At 66.9% G+C, this 26,901-nt stretch carries 25 protein-coding genes; 21 read left to right on the forward strand and 4 right to left on the reverse strand.

Annotated elements, in window-relative coordinates; translation table 11 throughout:
• Positions 1 to 38: 38 nt before the first annotated feature.
• The 10 genes from AC5Y21_RS13030 (at position 39) to AC5Y21_RS13075 (ending at position 11,966) form a co-directional block, all read left to right on the forward strand.
• The gene (locus AC5Y21_RS13030; RefSeq protein ID WP_499912856.1) at positions 39 to 2,699 is read left to right on the forward strand and encodes a valine--tRNA ligase; all 2,661 of its coding nucleotides are present in this window, start codon (positions 39 to 41) and stop codon (positions 2,697 to 2,699) included.
• Positions 2,696 to 4,138 (forward strand): bifunctional tetrahydrofolate synthase/dihydrofolate synthase, encoded by a 1,443-nt coding sequence (folC, locus tag AC5Y21_RS13035; protein ID WP_499912858.1) that lies wholly within the window; start codon positions 2,696 to 2,698, stop codon positions 4,136 to 4,138. The genes AC5Y21_RS13030 and folC overlap by 4 nt, the downstream gene beginning before the upstream one ends.
• Positions 4,135 to 4,503, forward strand: a complete 369-nt coding sequence (locus tag AC5Y21_RS13040; RefSeq protein ID WP_499912860.1) for a DUF4233 domain-containing protein — start codon at positions 4,135 to 4,137, stop codon at positions 4,501 to 4,503. The genes folC and AC5Y21_RS13040 overlap by 4 nt, the downstream gene beginning before the upstream one ends.
• A gap of 142 nt (positions 4,504 to 4,645) precedes the next feature.
• The gene (gene ndk, locus AC5Y21_RS13045; RefSeq protein WP_499912861.1) at positions 4,646 to 5,056 is read left to right on the forward strand and encodes a nucleoside-diphosphate kinase; all 411 of its coding nucleotides are present in this window, start codon (positions 4,646 to 4,648) and stop codon (positions 5,054 to 5,056) included.
• 327 nt (positions 5,057 to 5,383) lie between these two features.
• Positions 5,384 to 8,278 (forward strand): ribonuclease E, encoded by a 2,895-nt coding sequence (gene rne / locus AC5Y21_RS13050; protein ID WP_499912862.1) that lies wholly within the window; start codon positions 5,384 to 5,386, stop codon positions 8,276 to 8,278.
• A gap of 209 nt (positions 8,279 to 8,487) precedes the next feature.
• A complete protein-coding gene (gene rplU, locus AC5Y21_RS13055) occupies positions 8,488 to 8,799 on the forward strand; it encodes a 50S ribosomal protein L21 (RefSeq protein WP_499912863.1) in 312 nt (103 codons plus the stop codon).
• 49 nt (positions 8,800 to 8,848) lie between these two features.
• Complete coding sequence (rpmA, locus tag AC5Y21_RS13060) at positions 8,849 to 9,115, forward strand: 50S ribosomal protein L27 (protein ID WP_499912864.1); 267 nt, start codon at positions 8,849 to 8,851, stop codon at positions 9,113 to 9,115.
• Between the two features lie 43 nt (positions 9,116 to 9,158).
• On the forward strand, positions 9,159 to 10,601 hold the full coding sequence (gene obgE, locus AC5Y21_RS13065; protein ID WP_499912865.1) for a GTPase ObgE: 1,443 nt from the start codon (positions 9,159 to 9,161) through the stop codon (positions 10,599 to 10,601).
• Positions 10,598 to 11,704 carry a glutamate 5-kinase gene (gene proB, locus AC5Y21_RS13070; protein WP_499912866.1) on the forward strand — a complete coding sequence of 369 codons (1,107 nt, stop codon included), beginning with the start codon at positions 10,598 to 10,600 and terminating at the stop codon, positions 11,702 to 11,704. Before obgE ends, proB begins: the two co-directional genes overlap by 4 nt.
• Before the next feature lie 88 nt (positions 11,705 to 11,792).
• Entirely contained in the window at positions 11,793 to 11,966 is a 174-nt protein-coding gene (locus tag AC5Y21_RS13075; RefSeq protein ID WP_156661392.1) for a hypothetical protein, read from the forward strand.
• A 10-nt stretch (positions 11,967 to 11,976) separates the two neighbouring features.
• Here the strand turns inward: AC5Y21_RS13075 and AC5Y21_RS13080 are convergent, their stop codons facing one another.
• Positions 11,977 to 12,615 (reverse strand): TetR/AcrR family transcriptional regulator, encoded by a 639-nt coding sequence (locus AC5Y21_RS13080; protein WP_499912867.1) that lies wholly within the window; start codon positions 12,613 to 12,615, stop codon positions 11,977 to 11,979.
• 58 nt (positions 12,616 to 12,673) lie between these two features.
• On the opposite strand from AC5Y21_RS13080, the gene AC5Y21_RS13085 reads away from it, so the two are divergent.
• Complete coding sequence (locus tag AC5Y21_RS13085; RefSeq protein ID WP_499912868.1) at positions 12,674 to 13,933, forward strand: cytochrome P450; 1,260 nt, start codon at positions 12,674 to 12,676, stop codon at positions 13,931 to 13,933.
• A gap of 38 nt (positions 13,934 to 13,971) precedes the next feature.
• Here the strand turns inward: AC5Y21_RS13085 and AC5Y21_RS13090 are convergent, their stop codons facing one another.
• On the reverse strand, positions 13,972 to 14,856 hold the full coding sequence (locus AC5Y21_RS13090) for an SIR2 family NAD-dependent protein deacylase (RefSeq protein WP_499912869.1): 885 nt from the start codon (positions 14,854 to 14,856) through the stop codon (positions 13,972 to 13,974).
• A gap of 10 nt (positions 14,857 to 14,866) precedes the next feature.
• The gene (locus AC5Y21_RS13095) at positions 14,867 to 15,406 is read right to left on the reverse strand and encodes a cysteine hydrolase family protein (RefSeq protein WP_499912870.1); all 540 of its coding nucleotides are present in this window, start codon (positions 15,404 to 15,406) and stop codon (positions 14,867 to 14,869) included.
• A 58-nt stretch (positions 15,407 to 15,464) separates the two neighbouring features.
• On the opposite strand from AC5Y21_RS13095, the gene AC5Y21_RS13100 reads away from it, so the two are divergent.
• Complete coding sequence (locus AC5Y21_RS13100; protein ID WP_499912871.1) at positions 15,465 to 17,507, forward strand: NAD(+) synthase; 2,043 nt, start codon at positions 15,465 to 15,467, stop codon at positions 17,505 to 17,507.
• Between the two features lie 24 nt (positions 17,508 to 17,531).
• On the opposite strand, the gene AC5Y21_RS13105 is transcribed toward AC5Y21_RS13100, so the two are convergent.
• Positions 17,532 to 18,407: a ribokinase gene (locus tag AC5Y21_RS13105; protein WP_499912872.1), complete on the reverse strand. Its 876-nt coding sequence runs from the start codon at positions 18,405 to 18,407 to the stop codon at positions 17,532 to 17,534.
• A 117-nt stretch (positions 18,408 to 18,524) separates the two neighbouring features.
• Between AC5Y21_RS13105 and AC5Y21_RS13110 the strand changes: the two genes are divergently transcribed.
• The 9 genes from AC5Y21_RS13110 (at position 18,525) to AC5Y21_RS13150 (ending at position 26,812) form a co-directional block, all read left to right on the forward strand.
• Complete coding sequence (locus tag AC5Y21_RS13110; protein WP_499912873.1) at positions 18,525 to 19,262, forward strand: ubiquinone/menaquinone biosynthesis methyltransferase; 738 nt, start codon at positions 18,525 to 18,527, stop codon at positions 19,260 to 19,262.
• Positions 19,263 to 19,345: 83 nt separating this feature from the next.
• Complete coding sequence (locus AC5Y21_RS13115; protein WP_499912874.1) at positions 19,346 to 20,629, forward strand: glutamate-5-semialdehyde dehydrogenase; 1,284 nt, start codon at positions 19,346 to 19,348, stop codon at positions 20,627 to 20,629.
• 25 nt (positions 20,630 to 20,654) lie between these two features.
• Entirely contained in the window at positions 20,655 to 21,530 is an 876-nt protein-coding gene (locus AC5Y21_RS13120) for an AAA family ATPase (RefSeq protein ID WP_499912875.1), read from the forward strand.
• Positions 21,531 to 21,543: 13 nt separating this feature from the next.
• On the forward strand, positions 21,544 to 22,992 hold the full coding sequence (locus AC5Y21_RS13125) for a vWA domain-containing protein (protein ID WP_499912876.1): 1,449 nt from the start codon (positions 21,544 to 21,546) through the stop codon (positions 22,990 to 22,992).
• A 478-nt stretch (positions 22,993 to 23,470) separates the two neighbouring features.
• Positions 23,471 to 24,136, forward strand: coding sequence for a nicotinate-nucleotide adenylyltransferase (gene nadD, locus AC5Y21_RS13130; protein WP_499912877.1), 666 nt, complete (start codon positions 23,471 to 23,473; stop codon positions 24,134 to 24,136).
• On the forward strand, positions 24,133 to 24,522 hold the full coding sequence (rsfS, locus tag AC5Y21_RS13135) for a ribosome silencing factor (RefSeq protein WP_499912878.1): 390 nt from the start codon (positions 24,133 to 24,135) through the stop codon (positions 24,520 to 24,522). The genes nadD and rsfS overlap by 4 nt, the downstream gene beginning before the upstream one ends.
• Positions 24,519 to 25,199: a glucosyl-3-phosphoglycerate phosphatase gene (gene gpgP / locus AC5Y21_RS13140; RefSeq protein WP_499912879.1), complete on the forward strand. Its 681-nt coding sequence runs from the start codon at positions 24,519 to 24,521 to the stop codon at positions 25,197 to 25,199. The genes rsfS and gpgP overlap by 4 nt, the downstream gene beginning before the upstream one ends.
• Before the next feature lie 7 nt (positions 25,200 to 25,206).
• Complete coding sequence (gene octT, locus AC5Y21_RS13145) at positions 25,207 to 25,944, forward strand: diglucosylglycerate octanoyltransferase (protein ID WP_499912891.1); 738 nt, start codon at positions 25,207 to 25,209, stop codon at positions 25,942 to 25,944.
• A gap of 4 nt (positions 25,945 to 25,948) precedes the next feature.
• Positions 25,949 to 26,812 (forward strand): DegV family protein, encoded by an 864-nt coding sequence (locus tag AC5Y21_RS13150; protein WP_499912880.1) that lies wholly within the window; start codon positions 25,949 to 25,951, stop codon positions 26,810 to 26,812.
• The last annotated feature ends 89 nt before the right edge of the window (positions 26,813 to 26,901 follow it).

Genomic DNA, 26,901 nt, shown 5'->3' on the forward strand with positions numbered 1-26,901 from the left:
CTGTCAGGCCGGTCCGCGGCTGTTCCTAGAATTGACCGGTGACCGCCAGCCCGCGCTCTGCCGCCGACTCGCTGCCCAAATCGTGGGATCCGGATGCGATGGAGGGCGCGATCTACCGGAAGTGGGTGGAAGCGGGTTACTTCACCGCGGACCCGTCCAGCACCAAACCGGCGTATTCGATCGTGCTACCGCCGCCGAATGTGACCGGCAGCCTGCACATGGGCCACGCGCTGGAACACACCATGATGGACGCCTTGACCCGCCGCAAGCGGATGCAAGGGTACGACGTGCTGTGGCAGCCGGGCATGGACCATGCCGGTATCGCCACCCAGAGTGTGGTGGAAAAGCAGCTCGCGGTCGACGGCAAGACCAAAGAGGATTTCGGCCGCGAGCTGTTCGTCGACAAGGTGTGGGACTGGAAGCGCGAGTCCGGCGGTGCCATTGCCGGCCAGATGCGCCGGCTCGGCGACGGAGTGGACTGGAGCCGCGACCGGTTCACCATGGACGAGGGATTGTCGAGGGCGGTGCGCACGATCTTCAAGCGGCTCTACGACGCCGGGCTGATCTACCAAGCGGAGCGGCTGGTCAACTGGTCACCGGTGCTCGAGACCGCGATCTCGGACCTCGAGGTGAATTACCTTGATGTCGAAGGCGAATTGGTGTCGTTCCGCTACGGTTCGCTCGACGACTCGCAGCCACACATCGTGGTCGCCACCACCCGGGTCGAGACGATGCTGGGCGATACCGCGATCGCGGTGCACCCCGCCGACGAGCGTTACCGCGACCTGGTGGGCAAGACGCTGCCGCACCCCTTTGTGGACCGCGAACTCGTGGTCGTCGCCGACGAGCACGTTGATCCCGAATTCGGCACCGGCGCGGTCAAAGTCACGCCCGCTCATGACCCGAACGACTTCGAGATCGGGTTGCGGAACCAGTTGCCGATGCTCTCGATCATGGACACCAAAGGCCGGATCACCGACACCGGAACGCAATTCGACGGCATGGACCGTTTCGAGGCCCGGGTCGCGGTGCGGGAAGCGCTGGCGGCGCAGGGCCGGGTCGTCGAGGAGAAACGGCCCTACCTGCACAGCGTCGGGCATTCCGAGCGCAGCGGCGAACCGATCGAACCACGGCTGTCGCTGCAGTGGTGGGTCAGGGTGGAATCGCTGGCCAAGGCCGCCGGCGACGCGGTCCGCAACGGGGACACCGTGATTCACCCCGCCAGTCTGGAGCCGCGCTGGTTCTCCTGGGTCGACGACATGCACGACTGGACCATCTCGCGACAGCTGTGGTGGGGCCACCGCATCCCGATCTGGTACGGCCCCGACGGTGAAAAGGTGTGCGTCGGTCCGGACGAAACACCGCCGGAGGGCTGGGAGCAGGATCCCGACGTGCTGGACACCTGGTTCTCGTCGGCGCTGTGGCCGTTTTCCACCCTGGGCTGGCCGGCCCATACGCCCGAGCTGGAAAAGTTCTATCCCACAAGCGTTCTGGTCACCGGCTACGACATTCTGTTTTTCTGGGTGGCACGGATGATGATGTTCGGCACCTTCGTGGGCGGAGACGACATCATCACGCTCGACGGCCGGCGCGGCCCGCAGGTGCCGTTCACCGACGTGTTCCTGCACGGGCTGATCCGCGACGAGTCCGGCCGCAAGATGAGTAAATCCAAGGGCAATGTCATCGACCCGCTGGACTGGGTGGAGCAGTTCGGCGCCGACGCGCTGCGCTTCACGTTGGCGCGTGGCGCCAGTCCCGGCGGCGATTTGTCCGTCGGCGAGGACCACGTCCGCGCGTCGCGCAACTTCGGCACCAAGCTGTTCAACGCCACCCGGTACGCGCTGCTCAACGGTGCCGAGCTGGCGCCGTTACCCGGTCCCGACCAGTTGACCGACGCCGACCGGTGGATCATGGGCCGGCTGGAAGAGGTTCGCGCCGAGGTTGATTCGGCGTTCGACGGCTACGAGTTCAGCCGCGCCTGTGAGGCGCTCTACCACTTCGCATGGGACGAGTTTTGCGACTGGTATGTCGAGTTGGCCAAGGCCCAGCTGGCTGACGGCAAAGCACACACCACCGCCGTACTGGCTACGGTGCTGGACACGCTGCTGCGGTTGCTGCACCCGGTGATCCCGTTCCTCACCGAGGCGTTGTGGCAGGCGCTGACCCACCGAGAGTCACTGGTGATCGCCGACTGGCCGTCGTCCTCCGGGATCAGCCTGGATCCCGTTGCCGCGCAGCGGATCAGCGATATGCAGAAGCTGGTGACCGAGATTCGCCGGTTCCGCAGCGACCAAGGACTGGCGGACCGGCAGAAGGTGCCGTGCCGGTTGGCCGGAGTGGACGAAGCGGATCTGACCACCCAGGTGGGCGCCGTGACATCGTTGGCCTGGCTCACCGCGCCCGGCCCGGATTTCGGTGCGACGGCGTCGCTGGAGGTCCGGGTCGGTCCCAACATGCGAAGCACCGTCGTGGTCGAACTCGACACCTCGGGCACCATCGACGTGGCAGCCGAGCGCCGCCGCCTGGAAAAGGATTTGGCCGCAGCGCAAAAGGAGCTGTCGTCGACCACCGCCAAACTGGCCAACGACGACTTCCTTGCCAAGGCGCCGGAGGCCGTCGTCGGCAAGATTCGCGACCGTCAACGGCTGGCGACCGAGGAAACGGACCGGATTGCGGCCAGGCTGGCTGCGCTGCAATGAGTTTCCCGTCTTCCGAGCCCGCGCACCCGCCGCATGCCACCCGTGCAGCTCCCACGCCGGATGAGATCGCGTCGCTGCTGCAAGTCGAGCACCTGCTGGACCAGCGCTGGCCGGAGACCCGTATCGAGCCCAGCCTGAGTCGGATCAGCGCGTTGATGGACCTGCTGGGCTCGCCGCAACTGAGCTACCCGTCGATCCACATCGCCGGGACCAACGGCAAGACCTCGGTGGCGCGAATGGTCGACGCGTTGCTCACCGCGCTACAGCGGCGCACCGGCCGGACCACCAGTCCGCACCTGCAATCGGCGGTCGAACGCATCGCGATCGACGCAGAGCCGATCAGCCCGGCGCAGTACGTGGCGACCTACCGCGAGATCGAGCCGTTCGTGCAGATGATCGATGCCCAGTCACAGGCCGCCGGTGGACCGGCAATGAGCAAGTTCGAGGTGCTCACCGCGATGGCCTTCGCGGCATTCGCCGACACCCCCGTCGAGGTCGCGGTGGTCGAGGTGGGCATGGGCGGGCGGTGGGACGCCACCAACGTGATCAACGCCCCCGTGGCCGTAATAGCCCCGATCAGCATCGATCACGTCGATTACCTCGGTCCCGACCTCGCAGGCATCGCCGGCGAGAAGGCGGGCATCATCACCCGGGCCCCCGAGGGTGCACCGGACACCGTGGCGGTGATCGGTCGTCAGGCGCCGGAGGTGATGGAGGTGCTGTTGGCCGCCGCCGTGCGCGCGGACGCCGCGGTGGCCCGCGAGGATTCCGAATTTGCGGTGCTGGGCCGCCAGGTCGCGGTCGGCGGGCAGGTCCTGCAGCTGCAAGGCCTGGGCGGGGTGTACTCCGACGTCTTCGTGCCGCTGCACGGTGAGCACCAAGCACACAATGCGGTACTGGCACTCGCGGCGGTCGAGGCGTTCTTCGGTGCCGGCGCGCAGCGCCAGCTGGACGTCGACGCGGTCCGGGCCGGTTTCGCCGCCGTCAGGAGCCCCGGTCGGCTGGAGCGGGTGCGCAGCGCCCCCACGGTTTTCATCGACGCCGCGCACAATCCGGCCGGAGCCGCCGCGCTGGCCCAGGCACTGGTCGGCGAGTTCGACTTCCGAATGCTGGTCGGCGTGCTCAGCGTGCTGGCCGATAAGGACGTCGACGGCATCCTCGCCCCGCTGGAGCCCGTCTTCGATTCCGTCGTGGTAACCCACAACGGATCGCCGCGAGCCCTGGATGTCGAGTCGCTGGCTTCGACGGCGCGCGAACGATTCGGGCCGGAGCGGGTGTTCACCGCCGAGAATCTGCGCGACGCCATCGACACCGCGACCGCGCTCGTCGACGAGTCCGTTTCAGAGGGAGACGTGTTCTCCGGCACCGGGATCGTCATCACCGGCTCGGTTGTCACCGCCGGCGCTGCCCGTACCTTGTTCGGTCGTGATCCGGAATGACCGACCAGACGCCCGACCCCTGGAAGAGCTTCGCCGCGGTGATGGCCGCCACGCTGCTGCTGGAGGCGATCGTGGTGTTGCTGGCGATTCCTGTGGTGGGCGCGGTCGGCGGCGGGCTGACGGCGGCGTCGCTGAGCTATCTGATCGGCGTGGCCGCACTGCTGATCCTGCTTGCCGGGCTGCAACGCAGACCATGGGCGATCTGGGTGAATTTGGGCGTGCAGGTGGTGCTGCTCGCCGGATTCGCGGTCTATCCGGGCGTGGGTTTCGTCGGCGTGCTGTTCGCCGGGGTGTGGGCGCTGATCGCGTATCTGCGTTCCGAGGTCCGGCGCCGGCAGGAACAACGACCGGCGGCCCCGGACTGATCGCTGTGCGGGCGCCGAGCCTGCGGTGATGGCGTCGAACCTGCGGTGAGGGTGAGCCCGGGGCCCGATCCGTAGCCGTGGACGCAGTCTCGATCCGCGAGGTTGTGCCCGGTCAGCCAACGGCAACGGTACGCTTTGCGCCGTGACCGAACGGACCCTCGTACTGATCAAGCCGGATGGCGTCGAAAGGCGGCTGATCGGCGAGATCATCAGCCGGATCGAGCGCAAAGGCCTCAACGTCGCCGCGCTGGAACTCCGACATGTCAGTGCGGAGCTGGCGAGCAGTCACTACGCCGAACACGAGGGCAAGCCCTTTTTCGGCTCGTTGCTGGAATTCATCACTTCTGGACCGGTAGTGGCCGCGATTGTCGAGGGGACGCGAGCGATCGCGGCGTTTCGGCAGCTCGCCGGTGGTACCGACCCGGTGGATAAGGCCGCGCCCGGGACCATCCGCGGCGACTTCGGGCTGGAGACGCAGTTCAACCTGGTGCACGGGTCGGATTCGGCCGAATCGGCACAGCGCGAGATCGCGCTGTGGTTTCCCGGCGTCTAACCGCGTCGGGCGCGCCGACCAGCGCCGGTTGCTGCAGCACCGAACTCACAAGCGGATGACCTTGCTCAGTGATGTGGGATACTGATCGCGGGTGAACGTCGCCGGACCGGTGTCGGACACCCGAATGAAGACTTAGACAAGCGCGACCATCGCGATCCCGCGATGCGGCGCGGCATGCCGAGCCATCATTCAGCACGGCGCCGAGTGGGTTCTGTTGAGCTGCTCGTCGCGAGACCATCACAAGCCCGGGAGAAGTGACCCGGGCCCATAGCGAAGCCCTCGCGTGGCCGCGTCGCACGGACGCGCCCGGGGGCTAGAGGAGAATACGTGGTAGACGGTGGCCCATCTTCAGAAGCAACTTCGTCAGAGAACACCTCTTCAGAGACGACCCCAGTGCCGACAGCGGCCGAGGAACTGCCAGACCGCCTGAGAGTTCATTCGCTGGCGCGAACGCTGGGTACCACCAGCAAGCGAGTCCTGGACGCGCTCAGCGCGCTCGACGGGCGGATCCGCAGCGCGCACTCCAGCGTGGACCGCGCCGATGCCGATCGGGTACGCAAGCTGCTTTCCGCCGATCCCGCAGGGGACTCCGAGGATTCCGTGGCCGAGGCCGGTGTCGAGGCGGACACACCCGAGGAACCCGAGTCACGGCTGATGCTGGAGACCGCAGCAGAGCGGCCCCACTACATGCCGCTGTTCGTCGCGCCGCAACCGGTAGAGGCCGATGAGCCCCGGGCCAGCGCCGACGACGATGACGAGGCCGACTCCGACACCGAAGACGAGGACGAACAGGCCGATCGACCGGCCAATCGACGGCGTCGTCGCGGCCGCCGCGGTCGTGGCCGCGGCCGGGGCGAACAGGGCGGATCCGACGGCCAGGGCGACGCAGGTGATGACGGCGACGAGACCGAACCGAAGGGCGGGGACTCCGCCGAGGCCGAGGACGCCGAGGGCGAGGATTCCGACGACACAGACAACGGCGACGACGAGAACGGTTCGGCGGAGGCGGCCAACCGTCGGCGCCGGCGGCGCCGACGCCGCAAGTCGGGGTCCGGTGACGACAACGACGACGGTCCGGCACCCGACGACCCGCCGAACACGGTGGTGCACGAGCGGGCACCCCGGGCGGGCGGCAAGGGCGGGGCCGGCGATAACGGTGGCAGTGGCTCAGGGGGCTCGGCGAGCGGCGAGATCAAGGGCATCGACGGCTCCACCCGGCTGGAGGCGAAACGGCAGCGCCGCCGCGACGGGCGGGACGCCGGACGGCGCCGCCCACCGGTGCTGACCGAGGCCGAATTTCTGGCGCGCCGCGAGGCCGTCGAGCGGGTCATGGTGGTGCGCGACCGGGTCCGCACCGAGCCACCCCACCCCGGCGCCCGGTACACCCAGATCGCGGTGCTCGAAGACGGCATCATCGTCGAGCATTTCGTGACGTCGGCGGCCTCTGCGTCCCTGGTGGGCAACATCTACCTGGGCATTGTGCAGAACGTGCTGCCGTCTATGGAGGCGGCGTTCGTCGACATCGGCCGCGGCCGCAACGGCGTGCTCTACGCCGGTGAGGTCAACTGGGAGGCTGCGGGCCTGGGCGGGGCCGACCGCAAGATCGAACAGGCCCTCAAGCCCGGCGACTACGTCGTGGTGCAGGTCAGCAAGGACCCGGTGGGACACAAGGGCGCCCGACTCACCACGCAGGTGTCACTGGCCGGCCGTTACCTGGTCTATGTGCCCGGCGCATCGTCGACCGGGATCAGCCGCAAATTGCCCGACACCGAGCGCCAGCGGCTCAAGGAGATCCTGCGTGAGGTGGTTCCGTCCGACGCGGGGGTGATCATCCGCACCGCGTCCGAGGGCGTCAAAGAGGAGGACATCCGCGCCGACGTCACCCGGCTGCAGGAGCGCTGGCAGCAGATCGACGCTAAGGCGGCCGAAACCAAGGAGAAAGCGGCCGGGGCCGCGGTCGCGCTGTACGAAGAGCCCGACGTGCTGGTCAAGGTCATTCGTGACCTGTTCAACGAGGACTTCGCGGGGCTGATCGTCTCCGGCGACGAGGCCTGGACCACCATCAACGAATACGTGAACTCTGTTGCTCCCGAACTGGTTTCGAAGCTAAACAAGTATGAGCCCGCCGAGCCTTCGGAGGGCCAGCCGGGCCCAGACGTGTTCGCGGTGCACCGCATCGACGAGCAACTGGCCAAGGCGATGGATCGCAAGGTGTGGCTGCCGTCGGGCGGCACACTGGTGATCGACCGAACCGAGGCGATGACGGTCATCGACGTCAACACCGGCAAGTTCACCGGATCTGGCGGCAACCTCGAGCAGACGGTGACCAAGAACAATCTCGAGGCGGCCGAGGAGATCGTTCGCCAGCTGCGGCTGCGTGACATCGGCGGCATCGTCGTCATCGACTTCATCGACATGGTTCTGGAATCCAACCGCGACCTGGTGTTGCGCCGGCTCACCGAGGCGCTGGCCCGCGACCGCACCCGTCACCAGGTGTCGGAGGTGACTTCGCTGGGTCTGGTCCAGTTGACCCGCAAGCGGTTGGGAACCGGCCTGATCGAGGCGTTCTCGACGTCGTGCCCGAACTGCAGCGGTCGCGGGATCCTGCTGCACGGCGACCCGGTGGACTCGGCTCCGGCGAGCGGTCGCAAGTCCGACTCTGGTGGTCGGCGCGGCAGGCGGTCGAAGAAGGGCCGCGCCGAGGAGGCCTCCGACCAGCCCGTCGTGGCCAAGGTGCCGGCTCACGCTCCGGGTGAGCACCCCATGTTCAAGGCAATGGCCGCAGGCTCGTCCGGGGCCTCGGACACCGCTGGCCGTACTGACGGGGAATCCGGCAAGGCCGACGAGGTGACCGAGGAGCAGCGTCGGGCTGATCTGGAGGACACCGACCAGGATGACTTCGAAGACACCGACGAGTTGGACGCCGACGAAGACACCGACGACACCGACGACACGGACGACACCGACGACGAGGATGTCGAGCTTGATGACGACGAAGACATCGACGAAGACCTCGACGACGATGACTCTGACCTCGACGTGGACGAGGACGACGACGAGGACGACGACGAGGACCTCGATGTGGAGGAGGCCGAATCCGAGTCGGACGACGACGCCGCGGCCTCCGCTGCACCCGGCGTCGCCTTGAACACCGCATCCGACCGTCCGCGCCGCCGCCGCGCGGCCGGCAGGCCGGCAGGCCCGCCGATCCACGTGGAGTAACGCCAACACCGACGACGAGCCCCATCTTGGGTACACGCTAGGCGGTTTGACCCTGTAGCCGCTGGTCACGTACCCTTGGACAGTTGTCGCCAGGCTGAGCGATCAGGGTTCGGCCGGCGAGCGGGAGATATATCCCGCGCCAAAGACCCACCACGCGCACGGCCGCTGGCACGCGCGCGAAGCTGACCAGAGTTAAGGCAGGAGCAACGATGGCGACCTACGCAATCGTCAAGACCGGCGGCAAGCAGTACAAAGTCGCCGTCGGAGACGTGGTCAAGGTCGAGAAGCTCGATTCCGAGCCCGGCGCGAATGTCTCGCTGCCCGTCGCCTTGGTCGTCGACGGCGCCACCGTGACCAGCGACGCCAAGGCCCTTGCCAAGGTCGCGGTGACCGGCGAGGTGCTCGAGCACACCAAAGGTCCGAAGATCCGGATCCACAAGTTCAAGAACAAGACCGGCTATCACAAGCGGCAAGGGCACCGTCAGCAACTGACGGTCCTGAAGGTGACCGGCATCAAGTGATGAGCCGTCAGGCGAAGAACTAGACAGTACTGAGCGGGAGACAATAACGATGGCACACAAGAAGGGCGCTTCCAGCTCCCGCAACGGTCGTGATTCCGCAGCTCAGCGGCTCGGCGTGAAGCGGTTCGGCGGCCAGGTCGTCAAGGCCGGCGAGATTCTGGTCCGCCAGCGCGGCACCAAGTTCCACCCCGGCGTCAACGTGGGCCGCGGTGGCGATGACACGTTGTTCGCTACGGCGTCCGGCGCGGTCGAGTTCGGTGTCAAGCGCGGACGCAAGACTGTCAGCATTGTCGCGGCCGGGGGAACCGCCGACTAAGCGTCGCCAGTGTGCATCTGGCTGACAAGTAAGGGGAAGCCCGATGCCTCGGTTCGTCGACCGGGTCGTCATCCACGCGCGGGCGGGTTCCGGCGGTAACGGCTGTGCCTCGGTACATCGCGAGAAGTTCAAGCCGCTGGGCGGTCCGGACGGCGGCAATGGCGGCCGCGGCGGCAGCGTCGTGTTCGTCGTGGATCCGCAGGTGCACACCCTGCTCGATTTCCACTTCCGCCCGCACATCACCGCGCCTTCCGGCAAGCAGGGGATGGGCAACAACCGCGACGGCGCCGCCGGTGCGGATCTGGAAGTCAAAGTTCCCGACGGCACGGTCGTTCTCGACGAAAACGGCCGGTTGCTGGCCGACCTGGTTGGCGCCGGCACCCGCTTCGACGCCGCCGCCGGTGGTCGCGGCGGCCTGGGGAACGCCGCGCTGGCATCACGCGCCCGCAAAGCGCCAGGCTTCGCGCTGCTCGGTGAGGCAGGTCAGGCCCGCGACCTCACCCTCGAGCTCAAGACCGTCGCCGACGCCGGTCTGGTCGGCTTTCCGTCGGCCGGAAAGTCGTCGCTGGTGTCGGTGATCTCGGCGGCCAAGCCCAAGATCGCCGACTACCCGTTCACCACGCTGGTTCCCAACCTCGGGGTGGTGTCCGCGGGCGAGCATGCGTTCACCGTCGCCGACGTGCCCGGCTTGATTCCGGGCGCATCGCAGGGCCGCGGCCTGGGCCTGGACTTCCTGCGGCATATCGAGCGCTGCGCTGTGCTGGTGCACGTGGTCGACTGCGCCACCGGCGAGCCGGGCCGCGACCCGATCTCCGACATCGACGCGCTGGAAGCCGAACTTGCTTCCTACACACCCACATTGCAGGGCGATGCGGCGCTGGGCGATCTCGCCGAACGGCCCCGGGCGGTGGTGCTCAACAAGATCGACGTGCCGGAGGCTCGCGAGCTGGCCGAGTTTGTCCTCGACGACATCGCCGCGCGCGGCTGGCCGGTGTTTCTCGTCTCGACGGCGACCCGGGAAGGCTTGCAGCCGTTGATCTTTGGGCTATGGCAGATGATCTCCGCCTACAATGCCGCGCGGCCGCCGGTGGTGGCCCGACGGCCGGTGATCCGTCCGGTGCCGGTGGACGACAGCGGCTTCAGCGTGGAGCCGGACGGGCACGGCGGTTTCGCGGTCACTGGCGCGCGACCTGAGCGCTGGATCGGCCAGACCAACTTCGACAACGACGAAGCGGTCGGCTATCTCGCCGACCGTCTGGCCCGCCTGGGAGTCGAGGACGAGCTGCTGCGGCTGGGAGCGCAACCGGGATGCGCCGTGACCATCGGCGAGATGACGTTCGACTGGAAACCGCAGACGCCCGCCGGTGTGGATGTCGCGATGTCCGGCCGCGGCACCGACGCGCGCCTGGAAAGCAGCGACCGCGTCGGGCCGGCGGAGCGCAAGGCGGCCCGCCGCCGGCGCCGCGAGCGTGCTGAGGACTCATGACCAGCCCACAGCGCGACGCCATCAAGACCGCGCGAAGCGTCGTCGTCAAGGTCGGCACCACCGCGCTGACCACGTCCACGGGCGTGTTCGACGCCGGACGGCTGGCCGGTCTCGTCGACGCGATCGAGGGGCGTATGAAGGCGGGCTCCGACGTCGTCATCGTGTCCTCGGGTGCTATCGCCGCGGGCATAGAACCGCTCGGCTTGTCGCGCCGCCCAAACGATTTGGCGACCAAGCAGGCAGCGGCCAGCGTCGGACAGGTGGCGCTGGTGAACGCGTGGAGCGCGGCGTTCGCGCGCTATGGCCGCACGGTGGGACAGGTGCTGCTGACCGCGCACGACATCTCGATGCGAGTGCAGCACAACAACGCTCAGCGCACGCTGGACCGGCTGCGGGCGCTGCATGCCGTGGCGATCGTCAACGAGAACGACACGGTGGCCACCAACGAGATCCGCTTCGGCGACAACGACCGGCTCTCGGCGCTGGTTGCGCACCTGGTCGGCGCGGACGCGCTGGTGCTGCTGTCCGACATCGACGGGCTCTATGACTCCGATCCCCGAAAGTCCAAGGGCGCCGGGTTCATTGCCGAGGTGTCCGAACCGACTGACCTGGACGGTGTGGTGGCCGGGCAGAGCAGCCACCTCGGTACGGGCGGGATGGCCTCGAAGGTGTCGGCGGCGCTGCTGGCCGCCGATGCCGGTGTGCCGGTGCTGCTGGCCGCCGCGGATGACGCCGCCACCGCCCTGGCCGACGCCTCGGTCGGCACGGTATTCGCCGCGCGCTCCGACCGGATGTCGGCGCGGCGGTTCTGGGTGCGGTACGCCGCGGACGCGGCCGGTTGGCTGACCCTTGACGCCGGGGCGGTGCGTGCGGTGGTGGGGCAGCGCCGCTCGCTGCTGCCCGCCGGTATCACCGCGGTGTCGGGCGGGTTTTCCGCCGGGGATGTGGTCGAATTGCGCGGTCCGGACGCGGTCATGGTGGCCCGAGGCGTGGTCGCCTACCACGCAACCGAACTCGCCGGCATGATGGGACGGTCAACCTCCGAGCTGCCGGGCGAGTTGCGCCGTCCCGCGGTGCACGCCGACGACTTGGTCGCCGTATAGCCGCCGGTGCCTCCAAGGATCTTTTGAGAATCCTTGAAGTCTTGTCCCTGACCCTTTTCTCACAGCAAGCGAGAAAAAGGGAGTCACCATGTGGGCACTTACAACATCCAACGGCCTGCGTGTCGACGGCATCCGCGTTGAGCAAGACGGCCGCGCCGCCGTCCAGATGCTTGGCTACTCGCAGCTCATCGGCCCCTACTCCTGGCAGGTCACCGACAACCAGGGACGGCGTTTCGTCGCCGAGCTGCGCAGGGCCCGTTGACCTCCCGGCGTCACCGCGTCGATGCTGACTTTAGATACAATGCGCCCCAAGCTATTTGGGTAAGCACAGCGACCAGCTCGGTATCGTAGTCCGGTGGCTTGGTCGGAAGGTTCTGTTGGCACGCCCGCTCGACCATCCAGACCAAAGCACTGGCGGTGGTGGCCGCGGGTAGTTCCGGGCGGATCGATCCGTCGGCCTGGCCGGCCTCGATGACCTGGGCCATGCGTCCGGCGATTTCGGTCAGCAGATCGCGATAGGTCTGAGCCGTCAACGGGTCGTAAGCGACCATCTCGTTGAGGGCAACCAGCACTGGTTGATGACGACGAAAGCTGGCAATGATCCCCGCCATCGCGGCACGAAGGTCAGCTGGATCGTGTCGCCCGGCCACACCCCACCACCGTTCGCCGCCGCTGGCCAGCTCGGCGAACACCTCGCTGGCCAGGCGGCGCAACAGGTGGCCCTTGTCTTCGAAGTAGATGTAGAAGCTGGCGCGCGAAATTCCTGCTTCGGTGGACAGCCGGTCCACGCTGAGTTCGGTGAAGCTGGCCCCCTCGCCCATCAGCCGCTCGGTGGCGTCCAGCAGGCGGCGTTCCAGCTGCTCTCGCCGCTGCTGGCGATTCGCCTGTGGCTTGCGGGTGACTGACGGCATGCCTCAGATCGTAGCTGACATCTTGACTAGACACTATGTCTAACGGAGGATCGTCACTATGACTGCATCACCTGCAACCGTCCGCAGCTATGACCCGATGGATCTGTCCTCGCGCGCGTTCTGGACCACCACCGCGGGCGAGCGGGAGCGCTCGTTTGCCGTGCTGCGGGCCGAACGCCCGGTGAGCTGGCATCCGCCGGTCGAAGACGCCATGTTGAACGATCCCGACGACCCCGGCTTTTGGGCGATCACCCGGCACGCCGACATCGTCGCCGTCAGCCGCAACAACGAGGTGTTCCTGTCCGGCAAGGGCGTGATGTTCGAAAACTATCCCGAGGAGGTGCTCGAAAGCACGCAGTCCTTCTTGGCGATGGACCCGCCCCGGCATACCAAGCTGCGCAAGCTGGCCACTGCGGCGTTCACCCCCCGGCAGGTCAGGCGCATCGAGGACTCGATCAAAGCCAACGCCAAGACCATCGTCGAAGAGCTCCGCGCTGCCGGCAGCGGGGCCGATTTCGTGGAGCATTGCGCCAAGGAACTGCCGCTGCGCACGTTGTCGGACATGGTGGGGATTCCGGACTCTGAGCGTCAGCACGTCGCAGCTGCCGCCGATGCCCTGGTGTCGACAAACGATCCGATCTTTCTCGACGGCCGCAACCCGTTGGAGGTCATGTTCGAAAACGTGATGTATCTGCATCAGGTCGCCGGCAGGCTGGCCGCCGAGCGGCGCGACCACCCCGGCGACGACCTATTCAGCGGGCTGGTGAACGCAGAGGTCGACGGCGACCGGCTGACCGACGCCGATGTCGCCGCGTTCTTTGTCTTGCTCGCGGTGGCCGGCAACGACACCACCCGCCAGACCACCAGCCACGCACTCAAGGCACTCACCGACTTTCCGCAGCAACGGTCGTGGCTGCTGGAGGACTTCGACAACCGCATCGGCATGGCGGTCGAGGAGTTCATCCGATTTGCCTCGCCGGTGATGACGTTCCGGCGCACGGCAGCAACCGATTACGAACTGGGCGGCCAGACGATCCGCGCGGGCGAGAAGGTGGCGATGTTCTATGCGTCCGGCAACTGGGACGACCAGGTGTTCGAGCAGCCGGACCGCTTCGATCTGAGCCGAGACCCCAACCCGCACATCGGTTTCGGCGGCGGCGGACAGCACTACTGCCTGGGGACACATGTGGCCCGGGCGCAGCTGCGCGCCATCTTCGGAGAATTGCTCAGGCAGCTGCCCGATATCGAGGCTGGCGAGCCGGAGTACCTGGCGGGCAGCTTCATTCACGGTATCCGCAGCATGCCCTGCACGTTCTGACAAGGTTGCCTCCTTAGCGCGAGCAGACGCAAAATCGCCTATTTCGGCGCCAGATAGGGCGATTCTGCGTCTGGGCGCGCCAAGGACAGCTCGGCAAGTTCGGAGGCGAGCAGTGCCAGCAGCTCCGAACAGCCGCCGTCGACCTTGACGTCCGCCAGCCCGTCACCACGGGTCGGCCCCCGGTTGACGATGGCGATCGGCATGCCAACGGACGCGGCATGACGAACGAATCGGTAGCCGGAGAACACCGTCAGCGACGAGCCCGCCACCAGCAGCGCTTCGGCCTGGTCGACCAGCGAATACGCTTGTAAAACACGGTCTTTGGGCACACTCTCGCCGAAGTAGACGATGTCGGGCTTGAGCATGCCGGCGCAGGCCGGGCAGTCGAGGTACCGAAACGACGTGGTGTCGGCGACGACGGCATCGGCGTCCGGAGCCACCGCCAGTCCACCGATAGCTTCTACGCGCTCGGTGAAGCCCGGGTTGAGTGTCTCGAGCCGTTCGGCGAGCGCGCTGCGGCTCATGGTGTAGCCGCAACCCAGGCAGACCACCTGCGCGTAGCTGCCGTGCAGGTTGACGACGTTTTGACTGCCCGCCTTGGTATGCAGCAGGTCGACGTTCTGAGTGATCACGCCCGTCACCACTCCGGCGTGCTCCAGCGCGACGAGCGCCCGGTGCCCGGCATTGGGCCGGGTGTCGTCCATGCGGCGCCAGCCGACATGGTTGCGCGCCCAATACCGCTGCCGGAACGCCTGATCCGAGGTGAACTGCTGGATGGTCATGGGGTTGCTTGGCGGTGAATCGGGGCCCCGGTAGTCGGGAATGCCCGACTCGGTGGAAATCCCCGCGCCGGTCAGCACCGCGACCCGGCGACCGGCCAGCAGAGCGACCAACTCGGGCGATTCTGCACAGCGAACCGTCACCTGTTCGAGGCTATCCCAGGCAGTCTGCCGCGGTCGTGAGCTGGGCTGACATGTTCTGCTCCATCATCTTCAGCGCGGCCTTGCCCAACTCCGCATCCAGATGGGCCACGGCATCCGTCGGGACCACCACCGGAAAGTGACGTACATAGGCGTCCAGCGCGCTGTAGAGGATGCACTGTTCGGTGACCTGTCCGGTCAGGATCACCCGCTTGGTTTTCAGACGACTCAGCAGATACTCCAGCGGTGTCGCGTAGAACGCACTGTGGCGGACCTTGGTCAGCAAGCGGCTGTCCTCGCCCGGCACGATCGGCTTCACCAGGTCAGGCTGCGCGCCGTCGAGCGCAGCGCGGACAATGTCGGAAAACTCGGCAGTGAAATCGCCGTAGTTGTCGTTGACATACACCACGTCGACGGCCTCGGATTTACGCGCGCGGCGGACAAGATCGGCCAGCGGGTCGATGATCTTGGCGACATTGGGTATCAAATCTTCGGCGTCTTGATGCTCGTAGGAGTTCAGCATGTCGACCACTAACACAGCAGTGTCGCTCATGCTGTGTTGATACCCGACGACCCGGGGTTGACACCAGCCGGGCGAGAATGGAGGGGAGATGGACTTCTACAACGCCTATAGCCAGGGTTTCGTCCGGGTCGCCGCGTGCACGCAACACACCACGATCGGCGATCCGGCGGCGAACGCCGCTGCTGTTCTGCGGTTGGCCGGCGAGTGCCATGACGACTCCGTTGCGGTGGCCGTCTTCCCGGAGCTGACGCTGTCGGGCTACTCCATCGAGGACATTCTGCTGCAGGATTCGTTGCTCGACGCGGTCGAGTTCGCACTGTCCGATATCGTCGCGGCGTCCGTCGACTTGCTTCCGGTGCTGGTCGTGGGCGCGCCGCTGCGGCATCGCCATCGCATCTACAACACCGCCGTCGTCATTCACCGCGGCGCCGTGCTGGGCGTGGCGCCCAAGTCGTACCTGCCGACCTATCGGGAGTTCTACGAACGTCGTCAAATCGCGCCTGGGGACGACCAGTGCGGCACCATTCGGATTGGCGAGTTGCAAGCTCCGTTCGGTCCCGATCTGCTGTTCGCGGCGTCCGACGTGCCCGGCTTCGTGCTGCACGTGGAAATCTGCGAGGACATGTTCGTACCGGTCCCGCCCAGTGCCGAGGCAGCGCTGGCGGGTGCGACGGTGCTGGCCAACCTGTCGGGGAGCCCGATCACGATCGGCCGCGCCGAGGACCGCTGCCTGCTCGCCCGCTCGGCTTCGTCGCGGTGCCTAGCCGCGTATGTCTACGCCGCGGCGGGAGAGGGAGAGTCGAGTACCGACCTGGCTTGGGACGGCCAGACCATGATCTGGGAAAACGGGGTGTTGCTCACCGCTTCGGAGCGTTTCCCCAAAGGAGAGCGCCGTTCGGTCGTCGACGTCGATCTTGAGCTTCTGCGCTCCGAGCGGCTGCGGATGGGCACCTTCGACGACAACCGGCGTCACCACCGTGCGCTGACGGATTCGTTCCGGCCCATCGAGTTCCGGCTGGACCCGCCGGCCGGGGACATCGGGCTGCTGCGCACAGTCGAGCGGTTCCCGTTCGTTCCGGCCGATCCACAACGGCTGGAACAGGATTGCTATGAGGCCTACAACATCCAGGTCGCCGGGCTCGAACAGCGGTTGCGTGCGCTGGACTACCCCAAGCTCGTCATTGGAATCTCCGGCGGGCTGGACTCGACACACGCGCTGATCGTCGCGGCACGTGCGATGGATCGGGAAAAGCGGCCCCGCACCGACATTCTGGCGTTCACGCTGCCCGGATTCGCGACGGGAGATCGCACCAAGCGCAATGCGATCGAGCTGTGCCGGGCACTCGGCGTCACCTTCGCCGAAATCGACATCACCGAAACCGCGAAGCTGATGCTCAAGGAGATCGACCACCCGTTCGCACACGGCGAGAAGGTCTACGACGTCACCTTCGAGAACGTCCAGGCCGGGCTGCGCACCGACTACCTGTTCCGGCTGGCCAATCAGCGCGGCGGGATAGTACTGGGCACCGGCGACCTTTCCGAGCTCGGGCTGGGCTGGTCGACATACGGTGTCGGCGACCAGATGTCGCATTACAACGTCAACGCCGGTGTGCCCAAGACGCTGGTCCAGCACCTGATCCGCTGGGTCATCTCTTCGGAGCAGTTCGAGTCGCAAGTGTGCGAGGTGCTGCAGTCGGTGGTGGACACCGAGATCACTCCGGAACTGGTGCCCAGCGGCGAGGAGGAGGAACTGCAGAGCAGCGAGGCGAAGGTCGGCCCGTTTGCCCTGCAGGACTTTTCGCTGTTTCAGGTGCTGCGCTTCGGGTTCCGGCCGTCGAAGATCGCGTTCTTGGCGTGGCATGCCTGGAGCGATCCCGACCGCGGTATCTGGCCGCCGGGATTCCCGGAGGACAAACGACCGTCATACTCGCTCAAGGAGATTCGGCACTGGCTGCAGATCTTTGCGCAGCGGTTCTACTCGTTCAGCCAGTTCAAGCGATCGGCACTGCCCAACGGCCCCAAGGTGTCTCACGGCGGCGCGTTGTCGCCGCGAGGTGATTGGCGCGCACCGTCGGACATGTCAGCGCGGATCTGGCTCGACGAAATTGAGCGTGAGGTGCCCGAAGACTAGCTCGGCCGTTGCGAGTTGTTTTGGTCAGCCGTTCTTTTCCGCCGCGTCGATCGCGTCGGCGTCCGGTGCGCAATCGCCCGCACCCTGCACCAGCGTCGCCAGCGCGCCGGCGATGCAGGCGCGCTGCAGCGAGCGCAGCCGCAGCGCAGGGTTTGAGCTGTGCGGCCAGTTCGCGGCCAGGACTCCGGCGAACACGTCGCCGGCTCCGGTGGTGTCGACCGCTGCAACCGCTGGGGCGGAGACTTCGAACTCGCCATCGGCACCGCTGTAGCGGGCCCCGTGCGCACCCAGGGTGATCACGAAGTGGGTTGGCTGCCATGGCCATTCGTCGGCTTCGGATTCGTTGGCGATCACCACGTCGGCGACTGCCGCGAGTTCGGCCAACGCGCTGTGATCCTGACCTGCCGGTGACGCATTGACCATCACGACCGCTCCGGCCGACCGGGCTGACCGGGCTGCGCTCAGCGCCGTCGCGACCGGAATCTCGAACTGGGTCAACAACACATCGCAGTCGGTGAGCACCGTCCGTGCTGCCGCGTTCTCGACACTCAGCCGCCCGTTGGCGCCCGGCGCCACCACGATGATGTTCTCCCCGTCGGCATCCACCGCGATGAGCGCCGTCCCGCTGGGTCCGGGCACGGTGGCGATCCCATCCAGCCCAACGCCATTGGCCAGCAGGTGAGCCCGCAGTTGCTCGGCGGCAGGGTCGTCTCCGACCGCTCCGACGAACTGGACCTGCGCGCCCGCTCGTGCGGCGGCCACGGCCTGATTGCCGCCCTTGCCCCCCGGTGAGTAGGTCACCGACGAGGCCAGCACCGTCTCACCCCGGCGCGGCAGACTCTCGACGTGCGTCGTCATATCCATGTTCACGCTGCCGACCACACAGACACGCGTCGTCATTCCATCGACGTTAGTGGTCGCGCAGCCACCAAGCCGGCCGACAACGAACTCCACGAACTCGCATACTGCGGGCCGGCGCCAAGCGCATACTGCCAAACAACAAAGCGGAGGCTTGCGATGGTCACACGGCGATGGAACGAATCGGACGAGGCCAAGGGCAGCTACGTCAATGAGCTGTTTTCGGTGTTGGCGACGCGTTACAACGTCATGACCGATGTGTGGACGCTCGGGCTGCATCGCGTGTGGAAGCGGCAGGCCATGAAGCTTTGTGCCCTGCGGCCCGGCGAACGAGTCCTGGACGTTGCGACGGGGACGGGCGATCTGGCGTTCCGCGAAGCGACGGCGGTGGGGCCGGAAGGCGAGGTCTTGGCCGTCGACTCCTGCGCGGCGATGCTTCAGGTCGCCCGTCGGCGGCAGCCCGGGGCCGTCGACTTCCAGCAGGGCGACGCCATGGACCTGCGTTTCCTGGATGCGTCGTTCGACATCGTCACGATCGGCTTCGGGCTGCGCAACGTTGCCGACCGGGGCCGGGCGCTACGCGAGTTCCGGCGTGTCCTGCGGCCGGGTGGCCGGTTGGTGGTGCTCGATTTCAGCACGCCGAACTCGAAGAGGCTGAGAGCCGTTCACGACCTGCTCTACTTTGTCGTGATGCCGAGGGTGGGCTGGGCCGTGGCCTGGCATCGCGACGCCCATCACTACACTGCCGATTCGATCCGAACCTGGATGTCGCGGGACGAGCTGAGCAAGATGATGCTGGAAGCGGGCTTCGTCGATGCCCGCTACATCTCGCTGAGCACCGGGTTCGCAACGGTCCATTGCGGTTTGCGCGCGGCCGACGCATTGCCATTGCCGTGAAGCTGGATTGAGCGACGGCCAACAAGGGACCGAACGGGTGGGGCGAGACGTGAGGCCCCCGGTACCGCCGATACCCTGAGTAAATGAGCCTGCAAGCCCCATCCCAAAGCGGGACGGCCCAGCAGCCAGAGCCCGACTTGCGCCAGGAAGTTCACGGCGCCGCACGCCGGGCCCGGGTCGCCTCCCGCGCGCTCGCATTGTTACCGACGGTCGCCAAGGACCATGCGCTGAAGGCCGCGGCTGAGACGATCGTGGCCCACGCCGAGCTGATCCTGGCGGCCAACGCCGAAGATCTGGACGCCGCCCGGGCCGCTGGCACCCCGGCCGCGATGCTGGACCGATTGGCGCTGAACTCGCAGCGTATCGACGGAATCGCGGACGGTCTGCGCCAAGTCGCGGGCCTGCCCGACCCGGTCGGTGAGGTGCTGCGCGGCTACACCCTGCCCAACGGGCTGCAGCTGCGCCAGCAGCGGGTTCCGCTCGGCGTGGTCGGCATGATCTACGAGGGCCGGCCCAACGTCACGGTCGACGCGTTCGGATTGGCGCTCAAGTCCGGCAATGCGGTGCTGCTGCGCGGGAGTTCATCGGCGACGAAGTCGAATCAGGCGCTCGTCGAGGTGTTGCGTGCCTCGCTGGTCAGCGAGGATTTGCCGGCCGATGCGGTCCAGCTGCTCTCGGCGGCGGACCGGGCCACCGTCACTCACCTGATCCAGGCTCGCGGCCTGGTCGACGTGGTGATCCCGCGCGGCGGGGCCAGCCTGATCGACGCGGTGGTCCGCGAGGCCCAGGTCCCCACCATCGAGACCGGTGTCGGCAACTGCCACGTCTACGTGCACGAATCCGCCGACCTGGACCTCGCGGAGCGAATCCTGCTGAACTCCAAGACCCGGCGGCCCAGCGTCTGCAACGCCGCCGAGACGCTGCTGGTCGATGCCGCGATCGCCGATCAGGCCATGCCCAGGCTGGTGTCCGCCCTACAGGACGCCGGGGTGACGGTGCACGGTGGTCTTGACGAAAACCCAGATGAGGACGCGCTGCGTCGCGAATACCTGTCCATGGACATCGCGGTGGCGGTGGTCGAGGACGTCGACGCCGCGATCGAGCACGTCAACGAATACGGCAGTGGACACACCGAGGCCATCGTCACCACGAATATGGCTGCTGCCCAACGGTTTACCGATGGCGTCGATGCGGCTGCGGTGATGGTGAACGCATCGACGGCGTTCACCGACGGCGAGCAGTTCGGCTTCGGCGCCGAGATCGGCATCTCCACGCAGAAGCTGCACGCCCGCGGCCCGATGGGACTGCCGGAATTGACCTCGACCAAGTGGATTGCGTGGGGAGACGGCCAGACCCGTCCGGCCTGAGGCCCGTACTTAGGAGAATTCGATTGTGAGTGTGCCCGCTCGGCCTGCGCCGCTGTTCGCCGACATCGACGACGTCTCGCGACGGCTGGCCGAGACCGGCTATCTGCCGGACACCGCCACCGCGACAGCGGTGTTCCTGGCCGACCGGCTCGGCAAGCCGCTGCTGGTGGAAGGTCCCGCCGGCGTCGGAAAGACCGAGTTGGCCCGGGCCGTCGCACAGGCCACCGGGTCAGGTTTGGTCCGGCTGCAGTGCTATGAGGGCGTCGACGAGGCCCGCGCGCTGTACGAGTGGAATCACGCCAAGCAGATCCTGCGCATCCAGGCCGGGTCCGGCGACTGGGAGGCGACCAAGACGGACGTGTTCAACGAGGAGTTTCTGCTGTCGCGTCCGCTGCTGACGGCCATCCGCCGCACGGAGCCGACGGTGCTGCTGATCGACGAGACCGACAAAGCCGACATCGAGATCGAGGGCCTGCTGCTCGAGGTGCTGTCCGACTTCGCCGTGACCGTCCCCGAACTGGGCACGCTCACCGCCGAGCGGCCGCCCTTTGTGTTACTGACCTCCAACGCCACCCGTGAACTGTCCGAGGCTCTCAAGCGTCGCTGCCTGTTCCTGCACATCGACTTCCCCAGCCCGGACCTGGAACGCCGCATCCTGCTGTCGCGAGTTCCCGAGCTGCCCGAGCATCTGGCCGAGGAGCTGGTGCGCATCATCGGGGTGCTGCGTGGGATGCAGCTCAAGAAGTTGCCCTCCATCGCCGAGACGATCGACTGGGGTCGCACGGTGCTGGCGTTGGGTCTGGACACCATTGACGACGCGGTGGTTGCCGCGACGCTCGGCGTGGTGCTCAAGCACCAGTCCGACCAGCAGCGCGCGTCCGGGGAACTTCGGCTGAACTGATGAGGCTCAACTGATGGCCACCCGCCGCATCCGACCCACCCGGCCGCTCGCCCCGCATGGGCTGCCCGGCCATCTGGTCGGGTTCGTGAAAGCGCTTCGCGGGGCAGGCATTTCAGTGGGCCCGTCCGAAACCGTCGACGCCGGACGAGTGATGGCCACCCTCGGGCTGGGCGATCGTGAGGTGCTGCGCGAGGGCCTCGCCTGCGCGGTGCTGCGCCGGCGCGATCACCGCGAGACCTATGACGCCATGTTCGATCTGTGGTTTCCCGCGGCGTTGGGCGCGCGGGCGGTGGTCACCGACGATGAGGCGGGTGCGGGCGAAGCAGACGGCGCCCTGCCGCCCGACGACGTCGAGGCGATGCGCCAGATGCTGCTGGATCTACTCGCCGACAACCCGGAGCTCGCCGACATGGACGAGCGGCTGGTCGCGATGATCGCGCGGATCGTGGAGGCCTACGGCAAGTACAACTCCAGCCGGGGACCGTCGTTCTCCTCGTATCAGGCGCTCAAGGCGATGGCGCTGGATGAGCTGGAGGGCAAGCTGCTGGCCGGGCTGCTCGCCCCGTACGGTGACGAACCCACGCCGACGCAGGAGCAGATCGCCAAAGCGCTTGCCGCACAGCGAATCACCCAGCTGCGCAAGATGGTCGACGCCGAAACCAAGCGGCGCACTGCCGAGCAACTCGGCCGTGAACACGTCCAGATGTACGGCATCCCACAGCTTTCCGAGAATGTCGAGTTCCTGCGGGCCTCCGGTGATCAGCTGCGCCAGATGCGACGGGTGGTGGCACCCTTGGCCCGTACCCTTGCCACCCGGCTGGCGGCCCGGCGGAGGCGTAGCCGCGCGGGCGCGATCGATCTGCGCAAGACGCTGCGCAAGTCGATGTCCACCGGCGGGGTGCCGATTGACGTGGTGCTGGCCAAACCCCGCCCGGCGCGGCCTGAGCTGGTGGTGCTGTGCGATGTGTCCGGTTCGGTAGCCGGGTTCAGCCATTTCACCCTGCTGCTGGTGCACGCTCTGCGCCAACAGTTTTCCCGCGTCCGGGTGTTCGCCTTCATCGACACCACCGACGAGGTGACCCACATGTTCGGTCCCGAGGCCGACCTGGCCGTGGCGATTCAGCGGATCACCCGCGAGGCCGGCGTCTACAGCCGTGACGGACATTCCGACTACGGCAACGCATTCGCGTCGTTCGTGCAGGCGTTTCCGAATGTGCTGTCGCCGCGCAGCTCGCTGCTGGTGCTGGGGGACGGGCGCACCAACTACCGCAACCCCGAAACCGACCTGCTGGCCCACATGGTGACCGCCAGCCGGCATGCGCACTGGCTGAACCCCGAGCCCAAACACCTATGGGGCAGCGGTGATTCGGCGGTGCCGCGCTACCAAGAAGTGATCACGATGCGCGAATGCCGCTCCGCCAGCCAGCTGGCCACAGTGATCGACCAGCTGCTGCCGGTCTGACTGTCTTTTTCTTGTGCCGAGCGTGACGCTAGCGTCACGCTCGGCCCCCACAGTGACGCTACCGTCACGCTCGCGCGGAGCCTGGCGGCTGATAAGGGGATCTGGCACTGAGACGCCCGACTGCTGTGCGGTCGTGGCCAGCGCAGCTGACGCAGCCTTTGCCAGATCTTTGGTGGTCGCATACCGGTCGTCGGGTTCCTTAGCCATTCCGGTAGCGATCACTTCGTCCATCGCGAGCGGAAGGTCAACTCTCAGCGCGGAGGGTATGGGCGGCGGATCCATCATATGGAGGGAGGCACGGTCCGCTGCGGGGCTCGACGAACCGCACGTCGTGCCGATCTATGAGTGCGAGCAGCTTGCCGACGATCGTCGAGTTCCGTGGGTCGGCGCTTGGGAATCACCAATCGTCCTGCCTTGTCAATGGTTGCGGGACTGCCTAGACCCAACCGTTTCCGCTGCTCCAGTAAGCTTGCAGACCATGCAAAAGCAGCTTCGCAGGCTCGGAGTGATGGGCGGGACGTTCGATCCCATCCATTACGGCCACCTGGTTGCTGCCAGTGAGGTGGCTCACCTGTTCCAGCTCGACGAAGTGGTGTTCGTGCCCAGCGGCCAGCCTTGGCAGAAGGGCCGCCGGCACGTGTCAGCGGCCGAGGACCGCTACCTGATGACGGTGATCGCCACCGCGTCGAACCCGCGTTTCTCGGTGAGCCGGGTCGACATCGACCGCGCTGGACCCACCTACACCCGGGACACGCTGCGCGACCTACACGCGCTGAACCCGGACTCCGAGCTGTACTTCATCACCGGCGCCGACGCGCTGGCCACGATCCTGTCCTGGCAGGGCTGGGAGGAGTTGTTCGAGTTGGCGCGGTTCATCGGCGTCAGCCGGCCCGGCTACGAACTGAGCCACGACCACATCACCGGCGTGCTGGGCGAGTTGGCCGAGGACGCGTTGACCCTGGTCGAGATCCCCGCCCTGGCGATCTCGTCGACCGACTGTCGCCAGCGCGCCGAGCAGCGCCGCCCGCTGTGGTACCTGATGCCCGACGGCGTCGTGCAGTACGTGTCCAAACGTCGGCTCTACCGCAAACCCGACGAGACCGTAAGCCCGACGTCCACGCTGGCCGCGGGGAACAACGCATGACGGCCACTCAGGAAGCCGTCGACATGGCCACGGTCGCCGCCGGGGCCGCCGCAGCCAAACTCGCCGATGATGTCATCGTCATCGACGTCTCCGGTCAGCTGGTCATCACCGACTGCTTCGTCATCGCGTCGGCATCCAACGAGCGGCAGGTCAACGCCATCGTCGACGAAGTCGAAGAGAAGATGCGCCGGGCGGGCTACAAGCCGGCGCGCCGTGAGGGCGCCCGGGAGGGTCGTTGGACGCTGCTGGACTACCGCGACATCGTCGTGCACATCCAGCATCAGGACGACCGCAACTTCTACGCCCTGGATCGGCTATGGGGTGACTGCCCGGTGGTGCCGGTGGATTTGGGGTCCGACCAGCCGAACTCAGCGAGCGCGCCATGAGAACCCGTCGTCTGGTGATGCTGCGGCACGGGCAAACCGACTTCAATGCCGATAGCCGGATGCAGGGACAGTTGGACAGCGCGCTCACCGACCTGGGTCGCGCCCAGGCCGTCGCTGCAGCCGAGGTGCTGGGCAAGCTGCAGCCGCTACTGATCGTGTCGTCGGACTTGCATCGCGCCTCCGACACCGCCTTCATGCTGGGGGAGCGGACCGGGCTGCAGGTTTGGGTGGACGAGCGGTTGCGCGAGACCCACCTGGGCGACTGGCAAGGCTTGACTCACAGCCAGATCGATGCGGAGGCGCCCGGCGCCCGGCTGGCCTGGCGCGAGGATGCGACGTGGGCACCGCACGGCGGGGAGAGCAGGGTGGACGTGGCCGCGCGCAGTGTGCCGTTGGTCGCCGAAATCGTCTCTCGTGAGCCCGAATGGGGTGGTGCGGGCGAACCGGCGCGACCGGTGGTGCTGGTGGCCCATGGCGGCCTGATCGCCGCCTTGTCTGCGGCGTTGCTGAAGCTACCGGTCATCAACTGGCCGGTCTTGGGTGGGATGGGCAATTGCAGCTGGGTGCAGCTGTCGGGCCATTCGGAAGACGGCGCTGATTCGCATGATTTCGACGGCATCCGCTGGCGCCTCGATGTATGGAATGCTTCGGCGCAGGTGTCCAACGATGTCCTCTGAAAAGCGGATGTCCTCTGGCGCCAGACCGACGCTGCTGGTCTTCGCCGACTCGCTGTCCTATTACGGCCCAACCGGTGGCCTGCCCGCCGATGATCCGCGGATTTGGCCCAATATCGTTGCCTCACAATTAGATTGGGATTTGGAGCTGATCGGCCGTATCGGCTGGACCTGCCGCGACGTCTGGTGGGCGGCAACGCAGGACCCGCGCTCCTGGGCGGCGCTGCCCCGGGCGGGCGCGGTAGTCTTCGCCACCAGCGGGATGGATTCGCTGCCTTCGGTGTTGCCGACGGCGCTGCGGGAACTGATTCGCTACGTGCGACCGCCGCGGCTGCGGCGCTGGGTCCGTGACGGCTACGCGTGGGTGCAGCCGCGCTTGTCGCCGATAGCCAGGTCCGCGCTACCGCCGCATTTGAGTGCCGAATACCTCGAACAGACTCGTGGCGCAATCGATTTCAACCGGCCGGGTATCCCAATGGTGGCGTCGCTGCCGTCGGTGCACATCGCGGAGACGTACGGCAAGGCTCACCACGGCCGCGCGGGGACCGTGGCCGCCATCACCGACTGGGCGCAGCAGCACGATATTCCGTTGGTGGATCTCAAAGCCGCTGTGGGTGAACAGATTATGAGCGGACTCGGTAACCCGGACGGCATTCACTGGAATTTCGAAGCCCACCAGGCGGTGGCGGAACTGATGCTCAAGGCGCTGGCCGAAGCCGGTGTGCCGAGCCAGAATTCACACGGCTGAACCGATGTCTGTCGTCGTGGTCACCGACTCGTCGGCGCGGCTGCCGGCCGATGTCTGCGAAAAATTGGCGATACGCGTTGTCCCACTGCACATCTTGCTCGACGGCGCCGATCTGCGCGACGGTGTGGACGAGATTCCCGATGACGTCCACAAACGCCACGCCACCACCGCTGCGGCCACGCCGGCCGAACTCAGCGCCGCTTACCAGCAGGCGCTGACCGATAGTGGCGGCGACGGCGTTGTGGCAGTACACATTTCGTCGGCGCTATCGGGAACCTGCGGCGCGGCACAACGGACTGCGGCGGACCTCGGCCCGGCCGTGCGGGTGATCGATTCCAAGTCCGCCGCGATGGGCACCGGTTTTACTGTGCTGGCGGCCGCCCGTGCGGCCACTGCCGGCGCCGACCTGGACACCGTCGCGGCCGCCGCGAGTTCCGCGGCCGAGCGCAGTCAGGCGTTCATGGTGGTGCACCGGTTGGACAACCTGCGGCGCAGCGGCCGGATCGGCGGGGCCCAGGCATGGTTGGGCACCGCGCTGGCGCTCAAGCCGCTGTTGCGCATCGACGACGGCAAACTCGTTCTGGCCCAACGTATTCGCACCGTCAGCCATGCCACGACAGCGATGATCGACCGAGTGTGTGAGGTGGTGGGGGAAGGTTCGCCCGCTATTGCCGTGCACCATGTCGCCAACCCGGACGGCGGCAACGAAGTGGCGGCCGCGCTGGCTCGGCGACTACCGGCGTGCGAGCCGGCGACGGTTACCCCGATGGGTCCGGTGCTGGCGGTGCATGTCGGGGCGGGTGCCGTGGCCGTTTGTCTGGACGGTGCCGGGTCAAGCGAGCAGACGGGCAATCCACCGATACGGTGACTCGTGTGACCGCGGTGGTTGACTGTGAAGCCTTGGCGCTGAAAGTGAAGCTGGGCACTTCATTGTGCAGCCAGGGCGGAAAAGCGGAC

Source organism: Mycobacterium sp. NGS41, assembly GCF_059812725.1.